Source organism: Actinomycetospora aeridis (genome assembly GCF_037400275.1).
GTDB classification, from domain to species: domain Bacteria; phylum Actinomycetota; class Actinomycetes; order Mycobacteriales; family Pseudonocardiaceae; genus Actinomycetospora; species Actinomycetospora aeridis.
On record NZ_JBBEGL010000003.1, the window covers coordinates 339593 to 359553 of the forward strand.

General features: G+C 74.0%; 20 protein-coding genes. 12 read left to right on the top strand and 8 right to left on the bottom strand.

The genetic code is table 11. The annotated features are described in order from the left end of the window. Window positions 1–95 precede the first annotated feature (95 nt). From WCD41_RS12175 to WCD41_RS12200, 6 genes are all read left to right on the top strand, one after another. Window positions 96–1586: a flavin-containing monooxygenase gene (locus WCD41_RS12175; RefSeq protein WP_337713691.1), complete on the top strand. Its 1491-nt coding sequence runs from the start codon at window positions 96–98 to the stop codon at window positions 1584–1586. A gap of 7 nt (window positions 1587–1593) precedes the next feature. Beyond that, entirely contained in the window at window positions 1594–2454 is an 861-nt protein-coding gene (locus WCD41_RS12180) for an NAD(P)-dependent oxidoreductase (protein ID WP_337713692.1), read from the top strand. Between the two features lie 417 nt (window positions 2455–2871). Continuing rightward, window positions 2872–4944: an ATP-binding protein gene (locus WCD41_RS12185; protein WP_337713693.1), complete on the top strand. Its 2073-nt coding sequence runs from the start codon at window positions 2872–2874 to the stop codon at window positions 4942–4944. Beyond that, the gene (locus tag WCD41_RS12190; RefSeq protein ID WP_337713694.1) at window positions 4941–5369 is read left to right on the top strand and encodes a roadblock/LC7 domain-containing protein; all 429 of its coding nucleotides are present in this window, start codon (window positions 4941–4943) and stop codon (window positions 5367–5369) included. Before WCD41_RS12185 ends, WCD41_RS12190 begins: the two co-directional genes overlap by 4 nt. After that, window positions 5366–5746 (top strand): DUF742 domain-containing protein, encoded by a 381-nt coding sequence (locus WCD41_RS12195; RefSeq protein WP_337713695.1) that lies wholly within the window; start codon window positions 5366–5368, stop codon window positions 5744–5746. Before WCD41_RS12190 ends, WCD41_RS12195 begins: the two co-directional genes overlap by 4 nt. Further along, a complete protein-coding gene (locus WCD41_RS12200) occupies window positions 5727–6353 on the top strand; it encodes a GTP-binding protein (RefSeq protein ID WP_337713696.1) in 627 nt (208 codons plus the stop codon). The genes WCD41_RS12195 and WCD41_RS12200 overlap by 20 nt, the downstream gene beginning before the upstream one ends. A 9-nt stretch (window positions 6354–6362) precedes the next feature. Here WCD41_RS12200 and WCD41_RS12205 read toward each other — a convergent pair whose 3' ends face one another. Together WCD41_RS12205 and WCD41_RS12210 are read right to left on the bottom strand one after the other, a co-directional pair. Continuing rightward, window positions 6363–7349 carry a GNAT family N-acetyltransferase gene (locus WCD41_RS12205; RefSeq protein ID WP_337713697.1) on the bottom strand — a complete coding sequence of 329 codons (987 nt, stop codon included), beginning with the start codon at window positions 7347–7349 and terminating at the stop codon, window positions 6363–6365. Beyond that, window positions 7343–8236 carry a class I SAM-dependent methyltransferase gene (locus WCD41_RS12210; RefSeq protein ID WP_373695121.1) on the bottom strand — a complete coding sequence of 298 codons (894 nt, stop codon included), beginning with the start codon at window positions 8234–8236 and terminating at the stop codon, window positions 7343–7345. Before WCD41_RS12210 ends, WCD41_RS12205 begins: the two co-directional genes overlap by 7 nt. Before the next feature lie 327 nt (window positions 8237–8563). Here WCD41_RS12210 and rpsA point away from each other — a divergent pair, with 327 nt between their 5' ends. Next, on the top strand, window positions 8564–10084 hold the full coding sequence (gene rpsA, locus WCD41_RS12215) for a 30S ribosomal protein S1 (protein WP_337713698.1): 1521 nt from the start codon (window positions 8564–8566) through the stop codon (window positions 10082–10084). A 297-nt stretch (window positions 10085–10381) separates the two neighbouring features. On the opposite strand, the gene WCD41_RS12220 is transcribed toward rpsA, so the two are convergent. Further along, complete coding sequence (locus WCD41_RS12220) at window positions 10382–10579, bottom strand: hypothetical protein (RefSeq protein ID WP_337713699.1); 198 nt, start codon at window positions 10577–10579, stop codon at window positions 10382–10384. Window positions 10580–10723: 144 nt separating this feature from the next. On the opposite strand from WCD41_RS12220, the gene coaE reads away from it, so the two are divergent. After that, complete coding sequence (gene coaE, locus WCD41_RS12225; protein ID WP_337713700.1) at window positions 10724–11761, top strand: dephospho-CoA kinase; 1038 nt, start codon at window positions 10724–10726, stop codon at window positions 11759–11761. 6 nt (window positions 11762–11767) lie between these two features. Here the strand turns inward: coaE and WCD41_RS12230 are convergent, their stop codons facing one another. The 5 genes from WCD41_RS12230 to WCD41_RS12250 form a co-directional block, all read right to left on the bottom strand. After that, the gene (locus tag WCD41_RS12230; RefSeq protein ID WP_337713701.1) at window positions 11768–13456 is read right to left on the bottom strand and encodes a cation:proton antiporter; all 1689 of its coding nucleotides are present in this window, start codon (window positions 13454–13456) and stop codon (window positions 11768–11770) included. Between the two features lie 40 nt (window positions 13457–13496). Beyond that, window positions 13497–14024 (bottom strand): DUF402 domain-containing protein, encoded by a 528-nt coding sequence (locus WCD41_RS12235; protein ID WP_337713702.1) that lies wholly within the window; start codon window positions 14022–14024, stop codon window positions 13497–13499. Window positions 14025–14111: 87 nt separating this feature from the next. Further along, on the bottom strand, window positions 14112–14618 hold the full coding sequence (locus WCD41_RS12240; RefSeq protein ID WP_337713703.1) for a ribonuclease FAU-1 family protein: 507 nt from the start codon (window positions 14616–14618) through the stop codon (window positions 14112–14114). A 78-nt stretch (window positions 14619–14696) separates the two neighbouring features. After that, window positions 14697–15098 (bottom strand): VOC family protein, encoded by a 402-nt coding sequence (locus tag WCD41_RS12245; RefSeq protein WP_337713704.1) that lies wholly within the window; start codon window positions 15096–15098, stop codon window positions 14697–14699. A 33-nt stretch (window positions 15099–15131) separates the two neighbouring features. Continuing rightward, complete coding sequence (locus WCD41_RS12250) at window positions 15132–15569, bottom strand: DUF6069 family protein (RefSeq protein WP_337713705.1); 438 nt, start codon at window positions 15567–15569, stop codon at window positions 15132–15134. 87 nt (window positions 15570–15656) lie between these two features. Here WCD41_RS12250 and WCD41_RS12255 point away from each other — a divergent pair, with 87 nt between their 5' ends. The 4 genes from WCD41_RS12255 to WCD41_RS12270 all read left to right on the top strand — a co-directional run bounded on the left by WCD41_RS12255 (window position 15657) and on the right by WCD41_RS12270 (window position 19924). After that, a complete protein-coding gene (locus WCD41_RS12255; protein WP_337713706.1) occupies window positions 15657–16388 on the top strand; it encodes a TetR/AcrR family transcriptional regulator in 732 nt (243 codons plus the stop codon). Beyond that, window positions 16385–16825 carry a nuclear transport factor 2 family protein gene (locus tag WCD41_RS12260; protein WP_337713707.1) on the top strand — a complete coding sequence of 147 codons (441 nt, stop codon included), beginning with the start codon at window positions 16385–16387 and terminating at the stop codon, window positions 16823–16825. Before WCD41_RS12255 ends, WCD41_RS12260 begins: the two co-directional genes overlap by 4 nt. A 10-nt stretch (window positions 16826–16835) precedes the next feature. Beyond that, window positions 16836–19058, top strand: coding sequence for an excinuclease ABC subunit UvrB (gene uvrB / locus WCD41_RS12265; protein WP_337713708.1), 2223 nt, complete (start codon window positions 16836–16838; stop codon window positions 19056–19058). Window positions 19059–19141: 83 nt separating this feature from the next. Next, window positions 19142–19924, top strand: a complete 783-nt coding sequence (locus WCD41_RS12270) for a LuxR C-terminal-related transcriptional regulator (protein ID WP_337713709.1) — start codon at window positions 19142–19144, stop codon at window positions 19922–19924. Window positions 19925–19961: the final 37 nt, after the last annotated feature.

Consider the following 19961-nt stretch of genomic DNA (forward strand, 5'->3'; position numbering starts at 1 on the left):
CAGCGCCCAACGGTCGATGTGGCACGCCCAACGGTGCTCTCGTTCGGCCCAGCAGGGACTGGTACGTCGTGGTACCACGCGCTACGGTGGTACGCGTGAGTACCGAGCATCTCGACGTGGTGATCGTGGGCGCCGGACTGTCCGGGATCGGGACGGCCTGCCATCTCGAGCGCGACCTGCCGGGCACCCGCTACGCCGTGCTCGAGGCGCGCGAGGAGCTCGGCGGCACGTGGAGCCTCTTCCGCTACCCGGGCGTCCGCTCGGACTCCGACATGCACACCCTGGGCTACCGGTTCCGCCCGTGGAGCAGCGCGACGGCCCTCGCCGACGGTCCGTCGATCCTGTCCTACGTCCGCGACACCGCCCGGGAGTTCGGCGTCGAGGAGAAGATCCGGTACGGCCACCGCGTCACCCGCGCGTCGTGGGACTCGGCGTCCCAGCGGTGGACCCTCGAGATCCCCGGGCGGCCGGGCACGCTGACCTGCTCGTTCCTCCTGATGTGCTCCGGCTACTACCGCTACGACCAGGGGTACACGCCCGACTTCCCGGGCATCGAGCGGTTCGGGGGCACTGTGGTGCACCCGCAGCACTGGGACCCCGAGCTCGACCACACGGGCCGGCGCGTCGTCGTCATCGGCAGCGGCGCGACGGCCGTCACGCTGGTGCCGGCCCTGCTCGAGGGACCCGACGCCGCGGCCCACGTCACCCAGCTGCAGCGCTCCCCGAGCTACGTGCTGTCGATCGGGCGCACCGACGCGGCGGCCGCGGCCCTGTCGCGGTGGCTGCCCAAGGCCGTCGCCGACCCGCTGACGCGCGGGAAGAACATCGCGCAGCTCATCGCGCTCTACCAGCTCAGCCAGCGCTTCCCGCGCGCGGTGCGCGGGCTGCTGCGCCGGCTGACGCGGTCGGCGCTGCCCGAGGGCTACGACGTCGACACCCACTTCAACCCGCGGTACGACCCGTGGGACCAGCGGATGTGCATGGTTCCCGACGGCGACCTCTTCCGGGCGATCCGCCACGGCGACGCGGAGATCGTCACCGACACCATCGAGACGTTCACCGAGACCGGGATCCGCCTGACCTCGGGACGCGAGCTCCCGGCGGACGTCGTCGTCACCGCCACCGGTCTGACGCTGCAGATGTTCGGCGGGGCCGAGATCGTCGTCGACGGCGAGCCGGTGCACCTGCCGGACACGATGGCGTACAAGGGCATGATGCTCTCCGGCGTGCCGAACCTCGTCTACATGATCGGCTACACCAACGCCTCGTGGACGCTCAAGGTCGACCTCGTCGCCGAGTACGTCGTGCGGCTCCTGCGCCACCTGCGCGAGCACGACCTCGGCGTCGCCGTGCCCGAGCGTGACCCGGAGGTCGGCGAGGCCCCGTTCCTCGACTTCGGGGCCGGCTACGTCCAGCGCTCGATCGACGAGCTGCCCAAGCAGGGCACGCGGGCGCCGTGGCGCCTCGCGATGAACTACGCGATCGACGCCGTGGCCCTGCGCCGCAGCCGGGTCGACGACGCGGCGATGCGGTTCGTGCCCGCGGGGGCGCGTCGGGCGTCGGCCACCGAGCGCGCCGCGAGCTGACCCCCTCGTGACCACCGTCGGGGTCCTCGCGCCGGGAGCGATGGGCACGGCGCTGGCGCGCTGCCTGGCCGCGGGCGGGCACCGGGTGCTGACGACCCTGGCCGGCCGCTCGCCCGCCACCGTCGAACGGGCGCAGGGACTCGAGGACGCCGGGGGACTCGATGACCTCGTGGGCGCCGTCGACGTGCTGCTGCTGGTGGTGCCGCCCGGGGCGGCGCGGGACGCGGGCCGGGACGTCGCCGCCGCCTGTGCGCGGACCGGGACGCGGCCGCTGGTCGCCGAGCTCGACGCCGTCGCCCCCACCACGGTCGCGGCGATCGCGGCGGACCTGCCCACCGACCTCGTCGACGGGGCGGTCTCCGGCCCGCCACCGCGGCCGGACGCCGACGAGCCGACCCGGGTGTTCCTGTCCGGACCGCGCGCCGGCGAGGTCGCGGCGCTGGAGGCGCCCGGCGTGCGCTGGCGGGTGCTCGCCGGGCCGGTCGGTGCGGCCAGCGCGGCCAAGATGTGCACGGCGTCGGTGCGCAAGGGGTTCCAGGCGCTGCTCGCCCAGGCGCTCGTCACCGCGGACGCGCACGGCGTGACCGACCTCGTCGTCGACGACCTGCGGCTGAGCTTCGCCGACGCCGGCGTGCCGGCGGCCGCCGTGGCGGCGACGAAGGCCTGGCGCTTCGTCGACGAGATGACCGAGATCGCGGGGACGCAGGAGGCCGCCGGGCTCACGCCGGCCCTGGGGGAGGCGCTCGCCGCGGTCTACCGGGACCTCGCCACCAGCGAGTGGGGCCGGCGGGCGCCCGGCGAGGTCCCTACCGACCTCGCCGACCCCACCGGGCTGCGTCCCCGGGACGCCCCCTCCGGTCCCGTGTAGGGCCCGCGGAGCGCGGTCGTCGTGTCACGCCCCGTGGTCGGGGCGTTCGCGGGGAGCCGTGTGCTCCGACCGGTCGAGCACTGACGGCCGGGTGCCGCGACCCGACGGACCGGCCATGGTCGATGTCCCCTCCGACGGCGGACGCGAGAACTCTTTCGGACTCATTTTCGGCGTGTCGGGCACCAGGACCCCCCAGGGCCGATCGGCCGAGACACCACCGTCCTGACGGACGCAGGAATGTGCGTCGTCCGGACTCGAACAACATCGGTGTCGCTGCACTGCGTGAAATCGCGCGCGACGGGTGAGGCATCCAGCGGGACAATCCCGCTTCGCTGCGCGGACAGGGTGAACGGCGCGTGTACGGTTCCGCGCGTTCGTCATCCGATCCGGCCCCCGAAACGACGGAGAAACCCTTCCATGGCCCGTGTCTCGGACTACCTGCCCCGCGGGGACATGGTCGACGACGCGGCGTGGCAGCGGCGTCACCACTTCCTGCTCGCCGTCCTGCTCGCGCTCGCACCGCTCCTGCTGGCGTTCGGGCTCGCGGTCGGCAACTCGTTCGCGATGGCCGCCCTGATCGCCCTCGTCCCCCTGGCCACGGCCGCCGGCGGCTGGTTCCTGCCCGGGCGGTTGAGCGGCGAGATCTTCGTCTCCGCGGGCCTGTCCGCGTCGTGCGCCGGGCTGGTGATCCTCTCCGGGGGCTACATCGAGGCGCACTTCTCGTTCTTCGTGATCATCGGTTTCCTCATGCTCTACCAGAGCTGGGTGCCGTTCGCGGTCAACATCGGTTTCACGACGCTGTCCCACGGCCTCGGCTCGCTGCTCGCGCCGACGCTGTTCTTCAACCACCACGCCGCCCAGCACTCGCCGTGGCTGTGGGCGCTGATCCACGGTTTCGCCGTCCTGCTCGCCTGCGTGGGCGTCGCGATCTTCGTGAAGATCACCGAGGACGAGCAGCGCCGCCGGATCGAGCTCACGCAGGAACTGCACGAGTCGAAGGTGCGCCAGCAGGAGTTCACGTCCGAACTGCTGCTCAACCTCGCCCGCCGCAACCAGACGATGTTCCACCGGCAGCTCGACATCATCAACGACCTCGAGGAGCGGGAGCGCGATCCCGACGCGCTCGCCGACCTCTTCCGTCTCGACCACCTCGCCACCCGCGTGCGGCGCAACGCCGAGAGCCTGCTGGTGCTCTCCGGCGAGCAGCCGGCCCGCACGTGGTCGGCGCCGGTCGCGCTGCGCGACGTCGTGCGGGCGGGCGTCGCCGAGACCGAGGACCTCGACCGGGTCACGCTCGTCGTCGACGAGCGGCTGCGCCTCGTCGGCAGCACCGTCGCGGACCTGACCCACATGATCGCGGAGCTGGTCGAGAACGCGGCGCGCTACTCGCCACCCTCGGCGCCGGTCGTGATCCAGAGCCGCGGGTACCACCGCGCCCCGGGCGCCCAGCTGATCGTCATCGAGGACACCGGCATCGGCATGCCGCCCGCGGAGCTCGTGGCCGCGAACGAGCTGCTCGCCGACCCCCGCGAGGTGGACGTCTCGGCCGCGGCGCGCCGCCTCGGCTTCCACGTCGTGTCCCGGCTGGCGGCGCGGCACGGCATCGAGGTCTCGCTGACGCCGACGCCCGGCTGTGGCCTGACCGCCGTCCTCGTGCTCCCCGCCGCCCTGTTCGCCGACGCCACGCCCACCGTGCCGGCCGTCGGGGAGCGGGGGCTCGAGCGGGTGCCGGCCTCGGCGGTGCCCGCCCCGCGGCGCGGTGCGGCCGATGCCGCGGGGACGTCCGGCCCCGCCGCCCCGGCGTGGGGCGACGGCGCCCCGCCGACCTCCGGCCCGATCCCGGTCAACGGCCGGCACGCCTGGCCCGGCCGGGAGACGGCGCCGGCGGACGGGAACGGCTCCGGCCACGGCTCCGGCAACGGCTCCGGCGCACGGCGGGGCGCGCACGCCGCCCCCGGGGGCGAGGACGCTGCGCCCGCGGCGGAGGACGCGCGCGACACGCTCGAGGACCTCCCGCCCGCCGACGGCGCCGACGCCGCCCCCGTCCGGCGGGGCCTGATCCACCCGATCGTCGTGCCACCCCCGGCCCCGACGCCCGAGGACGGCGCCCGGTCCCGCCCCGAGGCGCCGGCGCCGCGCAGCTCCGACGAGGACGACCCCGTCGCGGTCGGCCCGAACGGCCTGGTCCTCGCGCGGCGCAGGCCCCAGACCCACCTCGCGCCCGAGCTCATCCGCCGTACCCCCGGCATCCCCGCGGCCACCCCGGCCACGCCCGTCACCCCGGCGGCCCCCGTCGCGCCCGCCGCTCCCGCCGCCCCGCCCGGCGAGCGCGGGGCGATGGACGCGCTCTCGGCCTACCAGGCCAGCCGTGCGGCGGCGCGCTCGGCGATCGGGCAGGAGGACGGCGGCCGACCCACCGAGCCGCTCGGACCGCCGTCCGGACCGCCGTCCGCACCCACCGACGACCACGCCTCCGGGAGGCAGACGTGAGTGCACCGACCGACAGCGGACTCGACTGGCTGCTCTCCGAGTTCGCCCGCGGCACCCCGGGCGTCCGCCACGTCCTCGTCGTCTCCGCCGACGGTCTGCGCCTGGCCGTGAGCGACGGGGTCGACGCCCACCTCGCCGACCAGCTGTGCGCGGCGGTGTCGGGCCTCGTGAGCCTCGCGCGGGGAACGGCGACCCTGCTCGACGCCGAGCCGGTCACCCAGACGATCGTCGAGATGGACGGGGGCTACCTGTTCGCGACGTCGATCAGCCTCGGCTCAACGCTCGCCGTGGTCACCGACCGCACGGCCGACATGGGCCTCGTCGGCTACGAGATGACCCTGCTCGCCTCGCGCGTCGGGCACGCCCTCACCCCGGGTGCGCACGCCGGTCATCCCGGGCCCGCCGGCCACCCGACCGGCCCGTGAGCGTGGACCGCCGCCAGCGACCGCAGGCCGACGGCGGGCGGGTCGTCCCCAACTACGCGTTCACCGCGGGCCGGACGCGCTCGCTGGCCGGGGCCGACATGCCCATCGAGGCCCTGGTGACCGCCACCGAGCTCGGCCTCGCGAAGGCGCCGGGGATGCCGCCGGAGTCGCGGGTGATCGTCGAGGCGAGCACGGAGCCCCAGTCGCTGGCCGAGATCGGGGCGCTGCTCGGCGTCCCGATCGGCGTCGCCCGGGTCCTCGTCAGCGATCTCGCGGCCGAGGACCACCTCGCGGTCCACCTGCCCCTCGTCGGGACCGACGGACGTCCCCGGCGCGAACTCCTGGAGAGGCTGCTCGATGGACTCCGTACACGCTGAGGGCCGTGGTGACGGTGGAGCGAGCACCGCGACCGGCGTCGCGCCGGGGTCGGGACGCCGTGACCTGCTCCCGCTGAAGATCCTGGTGGCGGGCGGGTTCGGCGTCGGGAAGACGACGCTGGTGGCCGCGCTGTCGGAGGTGCCGCCCCTGTCGACCGAGCAGCGGATGACGAGCCTGTCCGACCACGTCGACGACACCAGCGTGGTGCCGGAGAAGACGACGACCACCGTGGCGATGGACTTCGGCCGCGTCACGATCGACGACTCGCTGGTGCTCTACCTCTTCGGGACCCCGGGCCAGTCGCGGTTCTGGTTCATGTGGGACGAGCTGGCGCGGGGGGCCGTGGGGGCGGTCGTGCTCGTCGACCTGCGCCGCATCGACGACTGCTTCGCGGCCATCGACTACTTCGAGAACCGTGGCCTGCCCTTCGTCGTCGCCCTCAACGCGTTCCCCGGCACCGAGGGCGTCGACGACGACCTGGTGCGCGAGGCCCTCGCGGTGCCGGGCGGCTGCCCGCTGGTGCACGTCGACGCCCGCGACGACGCCTCGTGCACCCGCGCGCTGATCGTGCTCGTCGAGCACGCGCTGGCCCGCAGCGGTCGGTGATCCCTCCGGTCACCGGAGGGCCGACGCCGGCCGGACCTCCCACAACGTCCACAGCGGGCGGTACCCGTGGCGGGGCCAGAACACCGAGGAGATCGGGTTCGGCGGGTTGTAGTAGAGGTAGGTCCCCCGTGCCCCGGGTGGCTGCAGGCCGGGCAGGGCGGTGGTGACGAGCGCGTGCCCGATCCCGTGGCCGCGCTGCCCCGGTCGCACCGACGCGCAGTTGACGTAGCCCCAGCGGCCGGCCGGCAGCAGTCCCGCCAACCACGTGCCGGGGGAGGTGTCGGTGAGCCCGCACTCGAGCAGGCCGACGAGCAGGCCGTCGCGCTCGGCGACCCAGATCGGCTCGCCGCGCGTCCAGCGCTCGCGCAGGGCGGCCCGCTTGACCGCCTCGGCGTCGGGGCGCAGGACGCTCCCGCCGACCATGCTGGAGTAGGCGATCTCGTGCATCGCGAGCTCGACGCAGGCCTCGAGGTCGCCCTGCACGGCCGGGCGCACGGTGAGCGCGGGGTCGGGGTCGGGCACCGCGGGCGGCGGTCCCGGCGGGCGCACCGCGAGCACGGCGAGGGGGACGAGCCCGTGGTCGAGGAACGCCCGGGCGGCGGCGACGTCGCGGCTCGGCCAGGTGACGACGGCCGCCGAGTCCGCCTCGGCGCGGACCGGCCCGGGGAACCGGGCACGCCACTCGCGGAGCACCCCGTCGGCCCCGGCGCGGCCGGCGTGGCCCAGCACGGGGTGGAGCTCGGTGACCTCGGCCGCCGACCACAGCAGGGGCGCGCTGCCCGCGGGCCAGCTGTGGTGGGTGACGACGGCGGCGGCCTCGCCCTCCGCGCCGGAGCCGGCGCCGACGACGAGGACGTCCCCGGGGGGCGGCAGCACCGCCCGCGGCAGGCCGGGATCGATCTCGGCGAAGCGGGCCTGCTGGTCGCGGAGGAGCTCACCGAGGACGACTTCCGGGGATCGTCCCGACGGCGTCGCCCGCGACCGGCCGATCACCACGGCCGCCGGCAGCAGAAGATCGCGGTGCCGGGGAAGAGCCTGCCCCGCAGCGGCGACCACTGGCCCCACACGGCGTCCAGGCCGTCGGGCCACTCGTCCGGCCACTCGGGCTCCACGAGCCGCTCGAGCACCAGCCCGGCGCCGACGACGTCGGCCACGCGGTCGCCGAGGGTGCGGTGGTGCTCGACGTAGACGGCGCGCCCGTCCTCGTCGACCTCGGCGTAGGGCGTGCGGTCGAAGTAGGGCTGGGAGACGGTGAGGCCGTCGGGGCCAGGGTCGTCGGGGAACATCCAGCGCATCGGGTGGTTCACCGCGAACACCCAGGGTGCACCGGGACGCAGCACGCGGGCCACCTCGCGCATCACCGCCGCCGGGTCGGCGACGAAGGGGATCGCCCCGAACGCGGAGAAGGCGACGTCGACGCTGCCGTCGCGCAGCGGGATCGCGCCGGCGTCGGCCTGGACGAGGGGGACGACGACGCCGGTGCGGCCGTCGGCGGCGCGGGAGTGGCGCAGCATGCCGGCCGAGAGGTCGAGGCCGACCACCCGTGCGCCCGCCCGGGCCAGCCACCGCGAGCAGGACGCGGCACCGCACCCCACCTCGAGGACGCGCGCGCCGCGCAGGGCCGCGGGGTCGCCGAGCAGGTGCGCGTCGGCCTCCCGCAGGCGCTCCGGGCACCAGACGAAGTCGTCGTCGCCGAGGAAGGTGCCGTGCTCGGCCTGGTACTCGTCGGCGTCGGCGTCCCACCAGGCACGGCTGGCCGCGCTCGACTCCTCGGGGCCGACCGCCCGCCGGGCGATCGCCGCGGCGCCGAGGACGGTCTCGGCGGCCGGACGCGCGTCGTCCTCTCCGTCCCCCGCGGACGCGGGTGGGGGAGCGCTCGGCACCGGGGCATCCTGACACGACCGGATGCAGGCCCCGCGTCCCCCGGCCGGGCGCCCGGCGGTGACGACACGCCGTGGTCGCCTGTTGCGACACGCCGGGATCCGGCACGGGGTGCCCCGATTGCCGGGCCTCGTCGGGCGCGGTTACGATGAAGGTCCACGTGAGTGGTCTCGCCCTGTTCGCGATCCGCTGCTCCGGCAGCGGAGGGCGGCGATTCTCGTCTCCACCTCGGCGTTCGTCGGTCTCGACGGTGCGCGCGTCAGGTCGACGGCCCCCGCGTGGGGTCCCTGCACGCTCGATCTGACCATGTTCCCGGAGCCGTCCACCGTATGTCCATCGACACCCACACCGCCCCGACGTCGACCAGCCCCCAGGTCGCGATCAACGACATCGGGTCGGAAGAGGACTTCCTCGCCGCCATCGACCAGACGATCAAGTACTTCAACGATGGCGACATCGTCGAGGGCACCATCGTCAAGGTCGACCGGGACGAAGTCCTCCTCGACATCGGCTACAAGACCGAGGGCGTCATCCCCTCGCGTGAGCTGTCCATCAAGCACGATGTCGACCCCAACGAGGTCGTCGCCGTCGGCGACGAGGTCGAAGCCCTCGTCCTCCAGAAGGAGGACAAGGAGGGCCGGCTGATCCTGTCCAAGAAGCGCGCGCAGTACGAGCGCGCCTGGGGCACGATCGAGCAGCTCAAGGACAACGACGAGCCCGTCAAGGGCACCGTCATCGAGGTCGTCAAGGGCGGCCTCATCCTCGACATCGGCCTGCGCGGCTTCCTCCCGGCCTCGCTGGTCGAGATGCGCCGCGTCCGCGACCTCCAGCCCTACGTGGGCAAGGAGATCGAGGCCAAGATCATCGAGCTGGACAAGAACCGCAACAACGTCGTCCTCTCCCGCCGCGCGTGGCTGGAGCAGACCCAGTCGGCGGTGCGCAGCGAGTTCCTCAACCAGCTCGCCAAGGGCCAGATCCGCTCCGGCCAGGTCTCGTCGATCGTCAACTTCGGTGCGTTCGTCGACCTCGGCGGCGTCGACGGTCTGGTGCACGTCTCCGAGCTGTCCTGGAAGCACATCGACCACCCGTCCGAGGTCGTCGAGGTGGGCCAGGAGGTCAAGGTCGAGGTCCTCGACGTCGACCTGGACCGCGAGCGGGTCTCCCTGTCGCTCAAGGCGACGCAGGAGGACCCCTGGCGTCAGTTCGCCCGCACCCACCAGATCGGCCAGATCGTGCCCGGCAAGGTCACGAAGCTGGTGCCGTTCGGTGCGTTCGTGCGCGTCGACGAGGGCATCGAGGGCCTGGTCCACATCTCGGAGCTGGCCGAGCGCCACGTCGAGGTGCCCGAGCAGGTCGTCCAGGTCGGCAACGACGTCATGGTCAAGGTCATCGACATCGACCTCGACCGTCGCCGCATCTCGCTCTCGCTCAAGCAGGCCAACGAGGGCATGACGCCGGAGACCGAGTTCGACCCGGCGCTCTACGGCATGGCGGCCGAGTACGACGACGCGGGCAACTACATCTACCCCGAGGGCTTCGACCCGGACACCGGCGAGTGGCGCGAGGGGTACGAGTCGCAGCGCGAGGAGTGGGAGCGCCAGTACCAGGCGGCCTACGCCCGCTACGAGCAGCACATCACGCAGCTGCAGCGCACCCAGGAGCAGGAGGCGGAGGCGGCCGAGGCCGCGCCGGCCAACTACTCCTCGGGCGGCCCGTCGTCGTCCGACGACGAGGGCGACGAGGGCGACGCCTCGGACCCGGGCCAGGGCCCGCCGTCCCAGAGCGGCGGTGGCGCGCTCGCCAGCGATGCCCAGCTCGCGGCGCTCCGCGAGAAGCTCTCCGGCGGCTGATCCTCACCCGCTGAGCTCGACCGACGGGCCCTCATCCCTCACGGGGTGGGGGCTCGTCGTCGTTCCGGGGGTCTGTGGTGCACGGTTTGGCAGCGAACGTGCTGTTCGCTGCTTCTAGGCGTGCGAAGTCCGCGTTGATCACTCGGGACGGGCGCGCGCGGGAGGACCCCGTCGACGACCGGGGGTGGAGCGAGGGACTCCCCGAGTGCGTGGGACGCAGCGAACGACGCCCCCGCACCTGCCACGACCAGCGAGCGCGCGTCGAGACCGACGCGCGCTGATGCGAGGTGGTGCGGCCTAGCCGAAGGCGGGCAGGGCCCCGGCGCCGGCGGCCGGGCGCAGATGCCGCGAGCCGGCGAGGAAGCGCTCGACGAGGCCCCGGCGCGCGATGTGCGGCGCCGCGAGGGCGGCGGCGATCTGGGGGAGGGCCCGGCACCAGACGAGTCCGGTGGCGCCGAGACGGTGACGTCCTGCGTGGCGACGCGAACGGAACACGCGGCAGCTCCTCGGGGCGGATGGTGCGTTTGGTGCGGGCGGGGCGTGACCATACCGCTGTTGCGCCCGTGACACGAGTGACGGATCGCCCAGGTCTCGACCCCGGGTCGAGTGGGCGCCGGACGCCCTGGGCACACTGCGGGCGTGCTGAGGCTCGGGCTCACCGGCGGGATCGGGGCAGGGAAGTCGACGGTGGCGGAGACGCTCACCGAGCTGGGTGCGGTGGTGATCGACTCCGACCGGATCGCCCGCGAGGTCGTCGAGCCCGGTACCGAGGGCCTGGCCGAGGTCGTCGCGGCCTTCGGCGAGGACGTCCTGGACGCCGACGGCGCGCTCGACCGCCCCGCGCTCGGCCGGATCGTGTTCGCCGACGACGCGAAGCGCCAGCAGCTCAACGGCATCCTGCACCCGCGGATCGGTGCGCGGACCGCCGAGATGGTCGCGGGCGCCGACGACGACGCGGTGGTGGTCCACGACATCCCGCTGCTCGTCGAGAACGGGATGGGGGCCGCGTTCGCGCTCGTCGTCGTGGTCGACGCGCCGGTGGACGTGCGCGTCGCGCGGCTCGTCGAGACCCGGGGCATGACGGTCGAGGACGCCCGCGCGCGGATGGCCGCCCAGGCCGACGACGGCGCCCGGCGCGCGGCCGCGGACGTGTGGCTCGAGAACGCCGGCGCCGCGGGGGCGCTGCGCGAGCAGGTCGAGCGGCTGTGGCACGGGCGCCTGGTGCCCTTCGCGACCAACCTCGAGCACGGGAACGCGGTACCCGTGCCGACGGAGGTCGTCCCGCCCGCCGACGACCGCGAGCTCGTCGGTCGTCGCCTGACCGCCCGCATCGCGGTGGCGGGCGGCGAGACCGTGCGTCGCGTCGAGCACGTCGGCCCGGGCGCGGTCCCCGGGCTGCCGGCCCCCGACGTCGTCGACGTCCTCGTCGAGGCCGACCGTCCCGGGGACGACCTCGCCGCGGCGCTCGTCGCCGCCGGGTTCCCCCGCACCGGGGCGGGCCGTCACGGGTCCGGCGACCCCGGACGGCCGGCGCGGGTGCTCGTCCTCGACGGGAAGAGCCGGCGGGGCGCCAAGCAGGCCCAGGCGATCGTCGACGCCCGCGACCGCGCCCTCCGCGACCCGGGGCGGGTGGCCGCGGACCCGGCGGCCGTCCGCACCGAGGTCGCCCTGCCCTGAGCACGCTCAGCCGGTCGGACGGCTCCGCAGCTCCAGGCTGATCTGCTCGGCGTCGAGGTTCTCCAGCGCGGCGGTGAGCGCGGCGGAGGTGAACCGGCCCTCGTCGCGCGCGGCGAGCAGGGCAGCGCGCTGGGCCTCGATCATCTCGAGCCGTACCCGGATGCGGTTGTCCGACGCGGTGGCCGGGTCGGGTCGTCCGTCACGGTCGGCCAGGCGCTCCCGGAAGGCGGCGATCTCGGGCTCGTCGGCGTGCCGGTCCAGCACGGCGAGGTTGGCGGTGGTCAGCCGGTCCCGGAGCGCCTCCTCCTCCGCCGCGGAGGGGACCTCGGGCGGTGCCGGCCGCACCCGGCGCACGAGCAGCGCGAGCGTGCCGCCCTGCAGGAGCAGCGACCCGGCGGCCACCGTGAACGCCACGAAGACCAGCAGCGAGCGCTGCGGGAAGTCGGTCGGCAGGGTCTGGGCCGCCGCCAGCGTCACGGCGCCGCGCATCCCGGCCCAGACCACCACCGCCCCCTCGCGGACGCCCAGTGGTGCCCGGCGGAAGTAGTCGATGTCGGCGAGCTGGAGCCGCAGCCGCCTGCTGAACGCGGCCAGTCGACGTGGATTGGTGAGCGCCACGGGCCGTCCGCGGATCGTGACCTGCTCGCCCGCCTCGAGCTGCGCGTTCATCTCCTCCAGCTGGGTCTGCATCGCCGTCCCCCGGCGCACGGACGAGCGCAGCCACACCACGAGGACCGCGACGTACCCCGAGCGCACCACGACCGTCGCCACCAGCGCGACCGCCGCGAGCCCGAGCCCCAGGCCGAGCGCCGCCCCGTCGCGCCGGAGGTCCTCGAGCACGGCGGTGAGCTCGAGCCCCATCAGCAGGAAGATCGTGCCCTCGAGGACGAGCTCCACGGTGCGCCAGCTCTCGGTGTCCGACAACCGGTGCTGGGGTGTGAGCCGCGCGGCGGCGCCGTTGCCGGTGACGAGCCCCGCCGCGACGGCGGCGACGAGGCCGGAGGCGCCGAGCTCCTCGGCCGGCAGGGAGGCGACGAACGGCGTCGCGAACGACAGGACGGTGTTGACGGTGGGATCGGCGACGCGGCCGCGCACGCGCAGACCCAGCCAGCCGACGGCGATGCCGAGCGCGACGGCGACGACGACCGCGAGGGCGAACTGGCCGACCGCGCCCCCGATTGACACCGACACCGCACTCGCGGCGATCGCGGCACGCAGCAGGACCAGGGCCGTCGCGTCGTTGAGCAGGCCCTCGCCGTCGAGCACGGTGACGACGCGCGACGTCACGCCCACCCGGCGCACGATCGCGGTCGCCGCGGCGTCGGTGGGGGACAGGATCGCCCCGAGCGCGATGCCGCCGGCAAGGCCGAGCCCGGGGACGACCAGGGCCGCGATCAGCCCGACCACCAGCGACGAGAGCACCACGAGGAGCACCGACAGGCCGCTGACGGCGCCGAACGCGCGCCGGAAGTCCATCGTCGGCATCGCCACGGCCGACGAGAACAGCAGCGGCGGGAGGATGCCGGCGAGCACCCACTCGGGGTCGACGACGATCGGCGGCACGCCGGGCAGCACCGAGACCGCGACGCCCACGAGCACGAGCAGGAGCGGGGCGCCCACCCCGATCCGGTCGGCGAGCACCCGGACCCCGGCGACGGCCAGGAGGCCCAGGACGACGACCAGCAAGCTGCCCATGGCCCGCCCTTCTACCCCGACACGTGCGGGGAGGCGTCGCTCAGGACCGGGTGGGTGACCCGAGCCCGAGCGAAGTCGTCCACGTGTCGAGGTCGTGACGGGCGTCGACGAGCTCGCCGAGCACGCGGTGCACGGTGCTCATCGCCTCGTCGGCGTCGGCGGCCGAGAGCACGCCGCCCCCGACCGCCGCGGCGAAGTCGGCGTCGTGGACCACGCGGGCGGGACGTCCCGGGGAGACCTCGAGCCCGAGCAGCAGGTCGGTGCAGCGCCACTGCGGGCCGTCGACGACGATCCGCACGGCACCGATCTCGGTGGTCGCGACCGCGGGGTCGCCCTCGCGGGGGAGACGCCGGCGCAGCCGCAGGCCGTGGTCCGCGACGTACCAGCAGGTCTCCGCCAGCACGAACGGATCGTCGGGGCTCAGGACGGTGGTCCGCAGGGCACCGTCGGCCACGTGCCATCGGTCCAGGGCCTGCTCGAGGACCTGTTCGGGCGCGAGGGGCAGGGTGCGGGTCGCGGCGTGGGTGTCGACGACCTCGACCAGCTGGCGGGAGACGACCGGGCTCACGGCGCAGGACCCTAGGACACCCGTCCGTGGATCCCGGAGGCGACCCCTACCCGAATGCCACGGGTGTCATTCACGGCATGATGCGGGTCACGTCCACGTCAGGGTGACGTCGTGGCCGGCGAGCCAGCGGTCCAGGTCGTGGCCCGCGGCGGCGAGCCCGCCGAGGGTGCGGTGGCTCGTCGTCAGGGCCCGCTCGGCGCGCTCGACGTCGAGCAGCCCGGCCGCGACGGCCTCGGCGAGCTCGTCGAGGTCGAGCACCTCGGTGCGCTCGCCCGTGTGCACGACGAGGTCGACGTAGTGGTCCTCGGTCCACCACGTGGTGCCGTCGCGGGTGACGTCGGCGATGTCGATGTAGTGGTCCTGGAGGCGCTCGTGACCGGGCTTCCAGGTGAAGTCCGTGACGCGGATGCCGAGGCCCGGCAGCAGCCACGAGCGCAGGTGGGTCAGCGTCGGGTGCTCGATCATCGCGCGGCTGAGGTAGAGGCCGAACGGCTCCTCGTGGTAGTCGTCGACCGCGCGCACGAAGCCCTTGGGGTCGGTGTTGGTCCCGGCGGCGACGTCGAAGGTCTCGATCTTCGGGGGGTGCAGGCCCACGGGGCGTGACCCTAGGTCACGCACGATGGCACCCGCTCCCGTGCGCGCGGGGAGCGGGCGCCGTCGAGGTGGCGGGTGTCAGCCGGCGATCGCGGCCGGGTCCATCCACACGGCCTCCCAGACGTGACCGTCGGGGTCGGTGAACGAGCAGCCGTACATGAACCCGTGGTCCTGGTTCTCCTTCCACTCCCCGCCGCCGTGGGCCAGCGCGGTCGCCTTGAGCCGGTCGACCTCCTCGCGGCTCTCGGCGGACAGGGCGAGCAGGACCTCGGTGGTCTTCTGCGGGTCGGCGACCTCGCCGAGGACGAAGTCGCCGAAGCGCTCCGGCGTCATGAGCATCGCGAAGATGTTCTGCTCGATGACGAGGCAGGCGGTGGTCTCGTCGCAGAACTGCTCGTTGAACGAGAAGCCCAGGGCGTCGAAGAACGCGCGGCTGGTGGGGACGTCGGCGACGGGCAGGTTCACGAAGATCGAGCGCATGGCGGTCTCCTCGGGCTGTGGGGCGGGTCGGGGTCAGCAACGAGCGCGGACGAAGGCCGGGATGAGGACGGCGCCGACGGCGAGGTGCACGGCGGTGAGGGCGACGCGCGTGGCGGTGGTGGCGTCGACCAGCAGGATCGGGACCAGCGAGGCGACCACGACGAGCGTGGCGAGCACCGTCCAGGCGGTGGTGCCGTGCCGGGAGAGGCGCTCGAGCAGGGCGAGCACGCCCCAGCCGGCGAGCCCGAGGACCACGGTGACCTGCGTGGTGACCAGGGCGTCGATCCGGACCGTGCCCTGGCTGTCGCTGATCCAGTAGTCGGCGCCGGCGAGGTGGCCCACGAGCCACACCGCGAGCGTCACGACGAGGGCGGCGACGATGCCGAGCGCCCGCCGGCGAGGCCTGGGGACGGAGGCGCGGGCACGGACGGGCGTGCTGTCGGTGGCCGGGGCCGGAGCGGTGAGCGTCATGGTGACCTCCGTCGTCGCATTAACTGTGTCCTGCGGACACTGTGTACGGTAGACACAGAAGCGGACGCGAGGCAAGGACGGAAACGGATGAGCAGCACTTCGGGGGCGGACGACCCTTCCGCGGCCGGCCACATCCTCTGGCGGGTCCCGGGGGAGCCGACGCGCGGACCGCGGCGCGCCCTCACGCTCGACGAGGTCGCGTGGGCGGCGGTCGGCGTGGCGGACCGGGACGGGCTGGCCGGGCTCTCGATGCAGCGGGTGGCCGCCGAGGTGGGGCTGACCAAGATGGCGCTCTACCGCTACGTGGCGGGCAAGGACGAGCTCGAGGCCGTCATGATCGACGCCGCGGTCGAGGAGCCGCCCGGCCCGGAGACCCTGACCGGGACGTGGCGGGAGCAGGCCGAGGAGTTCGCCCGGATGGTCTCGGACGTCTGGACGCGGCACCCGTGGCTGCCGTGGGCGGCTGTCGGCGAGCGGGTGATGGGGCCGCGCGAGGTCGGCTGGGTCGAGGCCGCGACGCGCATCTTCGAGCCGCTCGGGCTCGCCGCCGACGAGCGGATGGACGCGGTGACGATGCTGTTCGGGCACCTGCGCACCACGCTCGCGACCGCCAGCGCCGGCACCCGGCCGTGGACCGCCGACCCCGCGGGCGGGAGCACGATGCGCGACCTCGTCGCCGCCCACGCCGACCGCTACCCGGCCCTCACCGCGGTGATGGCCGACCCCGGCCGCCCCGTCTCCTCGCGGTGGGAGTTCGGGCTCGGGTGCCTGCTCGACGGCTTCGAGTCGGCCGCGCGGCGCCGGGAGACCGGCCGATGACCGCGCCGGTGCTGCGGCGCTACCTCGCCGCGCTGGACGCGGGCTCGGTCGACGACGTCCTCGCCTGCTTCGCCCCGGACGGGGAGGTGGCGTCGCCGCTCTACGGGACGATGCCGGCCGCGCGGTTCTACCCGGAGCTCTTCGCGGACTCCTCGCCGTCGAGCACCGAGCTGCGCCGCGCCTACGTCGACCCCGCCGACGACCGGGAGGTCGCGCTGGCCTTCCATTACGCCTGGGTGCTGGGCGACGGCACGCCCGCCCCGTTCGACGTGGTCGACCTGGTGACCCTCACCGACGACCGCGACCGGATCGCACGGCTCACCATCTGCTACGACACCGCGCCCCTGCGCAGCTCGTGGCAACGGGTGGCGGCGAGCGGACCGGACCCTGCTGGGACCGACCCTGCTGGAACCGACGCTGTCGGGGGTCGCGGTTAACCTCGATCCCATGGCCTTCGCGACAGAGGTTCCGGGTTCCGCCCGCGACGGGGACAGCGCCGGGGACAATCCCGAGGGGCTGCCCGACGAGGCGCTCGCCCACTCGGAACACCGTCCCGTGGGCGAGATCGAGCGCACGGGGGGCCACTTCGAGGTCATCAGCCCGTACGACCCCGCGGGCGACCAGCCGGCGGCCATCGACGACCTCGAGCGGCGGGTCAAGGGCGGTGAGCACGACATCGTGCTGCTCGGCGCCACCGGCACGGGCAAGTCGGCCACCGCGGCCTGGCTGATCGAGCGGGTCCAGCGCCCGACGCTCGTCATGGCGCCCAACAAGACGCTGGCCGCCCAGCTGGCCAACGAGCTGCGCGAGCTCCTGCCGAACAACGCGGTCGAGTACTTCGTCTCGTACTACGACTACTACCAGCCCGAGGCGTACATCGCGCAGACCGACACCTACATCGAGAAGGACTCCTCGATCAACGAGGACGTCGAGCGGCTGCGCCACTCGGCCACGTCCAACCTCCTGAGCCGCCGCGACGTCGTCGTGGTCGCGTCGGTGTCGTGCATCTACGGCCTCGGCACGCCGCAGTCCTACCTCGACCGCTCGGTGCAGCTGGCCGTCGGCGAGGAGCTCGATCGCGACACCCTGCTGCGCGCGCTGGTCGACGTGCAGTACCAGCGCAACGACATGGCGTTCGCCCGCGGCACGTTCCGGGTCCGGGGCGACACCGTGGAGATCATCCCGGCGTACGAGGAGCTCGCGGTCCGCATCGAGTTCTTCGGCGACGAGATCGAGGCGCTCTACTACCTCAACCCGCTCACCGGCGACGTCGTCAAGCAGGTCGACGACGTGCGCATCTTCCCGGCGACCCACTACGTGGCCGGGCCGGAGCGCATGGAGAAGGCGATCAAGGCCATCGAGGCCGAGCTCGAGGAGCGCCTGGCCGAGCTCGAGCGCCAGGGCAAGATGCTCGAGGCCCAGCGGCTGCGCATGCGCACCACCTACGACGTCGAGATGATGCGCCAGGTCGGCTTCTGCTCCGGCATCGAGAACTACTCGCGCCACATCGACGGCCGCGGGCCGGGCACCGCGCCCGCCACGCTGATCGACTACTTCCCGCGCGACTTCCTGCTGGTCGTCGACGAGTCGCACGTGACCGTGCCGCAGATCGGCGGCATGTACGAGGGCGACATGTCGCGCAAGCGCAACCTCGTCGAGTACGGGTTCCGGCTGCCGTCGGCCACCGACAACCGCCCGCTGACGTGGGAGGAGTTCGCCGACCGGATCGGCCAGACGGTCTACCTCTCGGCGACGCCGGGCGACTACGAGATGCGGATGGCCGGCGGCGAGTTCGTCGAGCAGGTCATCCGCCCCACCGGCCTGGTCGACCCCGAGGTGATCGTCAAGCCGACCAAGGGCCAGATCGACGACCTCGTGGGCGAGATCCGCACGCGGGTCGAGAAGGACGAGCGGGTCCTGGTCACCACGCTGACCAAGAAGATGGCCGAGGACCTCACCGACTACCTGCTCGAGCTCGGCATCAAGGTCCGCTACCTGCACTCCGAGGTCGACACCCTGCGCCGGGTCGAGCTGCTGCGCCAGCTGCGCTCCGGCGAGTACGACGTGCTGGTCGGCATCAACCTCCTGCGCGAGGGTCTCGACCTGCCGGAGGTCTCGCTGGTGGCGATCCTCGACGCCGACAAGGAGGGCTTCCTGCGCAGCGAGCGCTCGCTGATCCAGACGATCGGCCGCGCGGCGCGCAACGTGTCGGGCCAGGTGCACATGTACGCGGACACGGTCACCGACTCGATGCGCTACGCCATCGACGAGACCAACCGGCGCCGCGAGAAGCAGGTCGCCTACAACACCGAGCGGGGCGTCGACCCCCAGCCGCTGCGCAAGAACATCGCCGACATCCTCGACCGCGTCTACCGCGAGGCCGAGGACACCGAGGAGTCGGTCGAGATCGGCGGCTCGGCGCGCAACAGCTCGCGCGGGCGCCGCGCGGCGGGCGAGGCCGGCGGCGGCCGGGGCAGCTCGGGCATCGTCGAGCACCGCGACACCTCGGGCATGGCCCGGGCGGAGCTGGCCGATCTCATCCAGCAGCTCACCGACCAGATGATGGCCGCGGCCCGCGACCTCCAGTTCGAGCTCGCCGGGCGCCTACGCGACGAGATCGCGGACCTGAAGAAGGAGATGCGGGGGATGGACGCGGCCGGGGTCAGCTAGCCGTCCGCTCCCGAGTGACGTGACCTGGACCACATCGGTGCCCTAGCATCGGCGTGGCCCGGTCCGGCTCGGGGAGGTGCGCGATGGCACCCGAGCTCGAGCGCGCCGTGCGAGCGCTCGCCGACGTCGGGGTCCTCGACATGGCGTTCGCCGCCTCGCTCGAGCCGCGGGGGACCACGTTCCGGCTCGGGCACATGTCCGGGGCCCGCGCCGGCAGCATGGACGGGCTGGTCACCGCCGTCGGCCAGGGACTCGGCGGCAAGGTCCTGGCGCTGGAGCGTCCGCTGGCCGTGGCCGACTACGCCCGCGCACCCGGCATCACCCACCAGTTCGACCAGGCGGTGTCGGCGGAGGGCCTGCGCGCGGTGTTCGCGGTGCCGGTCCGGGTCGACGGGACGCTCCACGGCGCCGTGTACGGGGCGGTGCGGCGCCCCCTCGAGATCGGCGAGCGCTTCCTCGCCCGCATGGTGGACACCGTGCGCTCGGCGGTCCGCCACCGCCCCGCGCACCCGCCGGACCCCGACGCGTGCGACGTCCTGCTCTCCCGCGAGGAGGCCCGCGAGCTGCACGCGGTCCTGCGCACGGCGCGGGCCGGCACCACGGACGCCGCCGCGCGTGCGCGGCTCGACGCCCTCGCCGCCCGCCTGCACCGGGCGCCGTCGCCGACGGGCGTGCACCTGTCGGCCCGGGAGCTGGACGTCCTCGCGCTCGTCGCGATCGGGCACACGAACGGCGAGGTCGCGGTGCACCTGGGGCTCACCGTCGAGACCGTGAAGTCGTACCTCAAGTCGGCGATGGCCAAGCTGGGCAGCCGCACACGCGGCGAAGCCGTGCACCGCGCCCGCACCGGCGGGCTGCTGCCCTGACCTGACTGCCCTGAGCCGCCCCCTCGTTCGTGGGTAG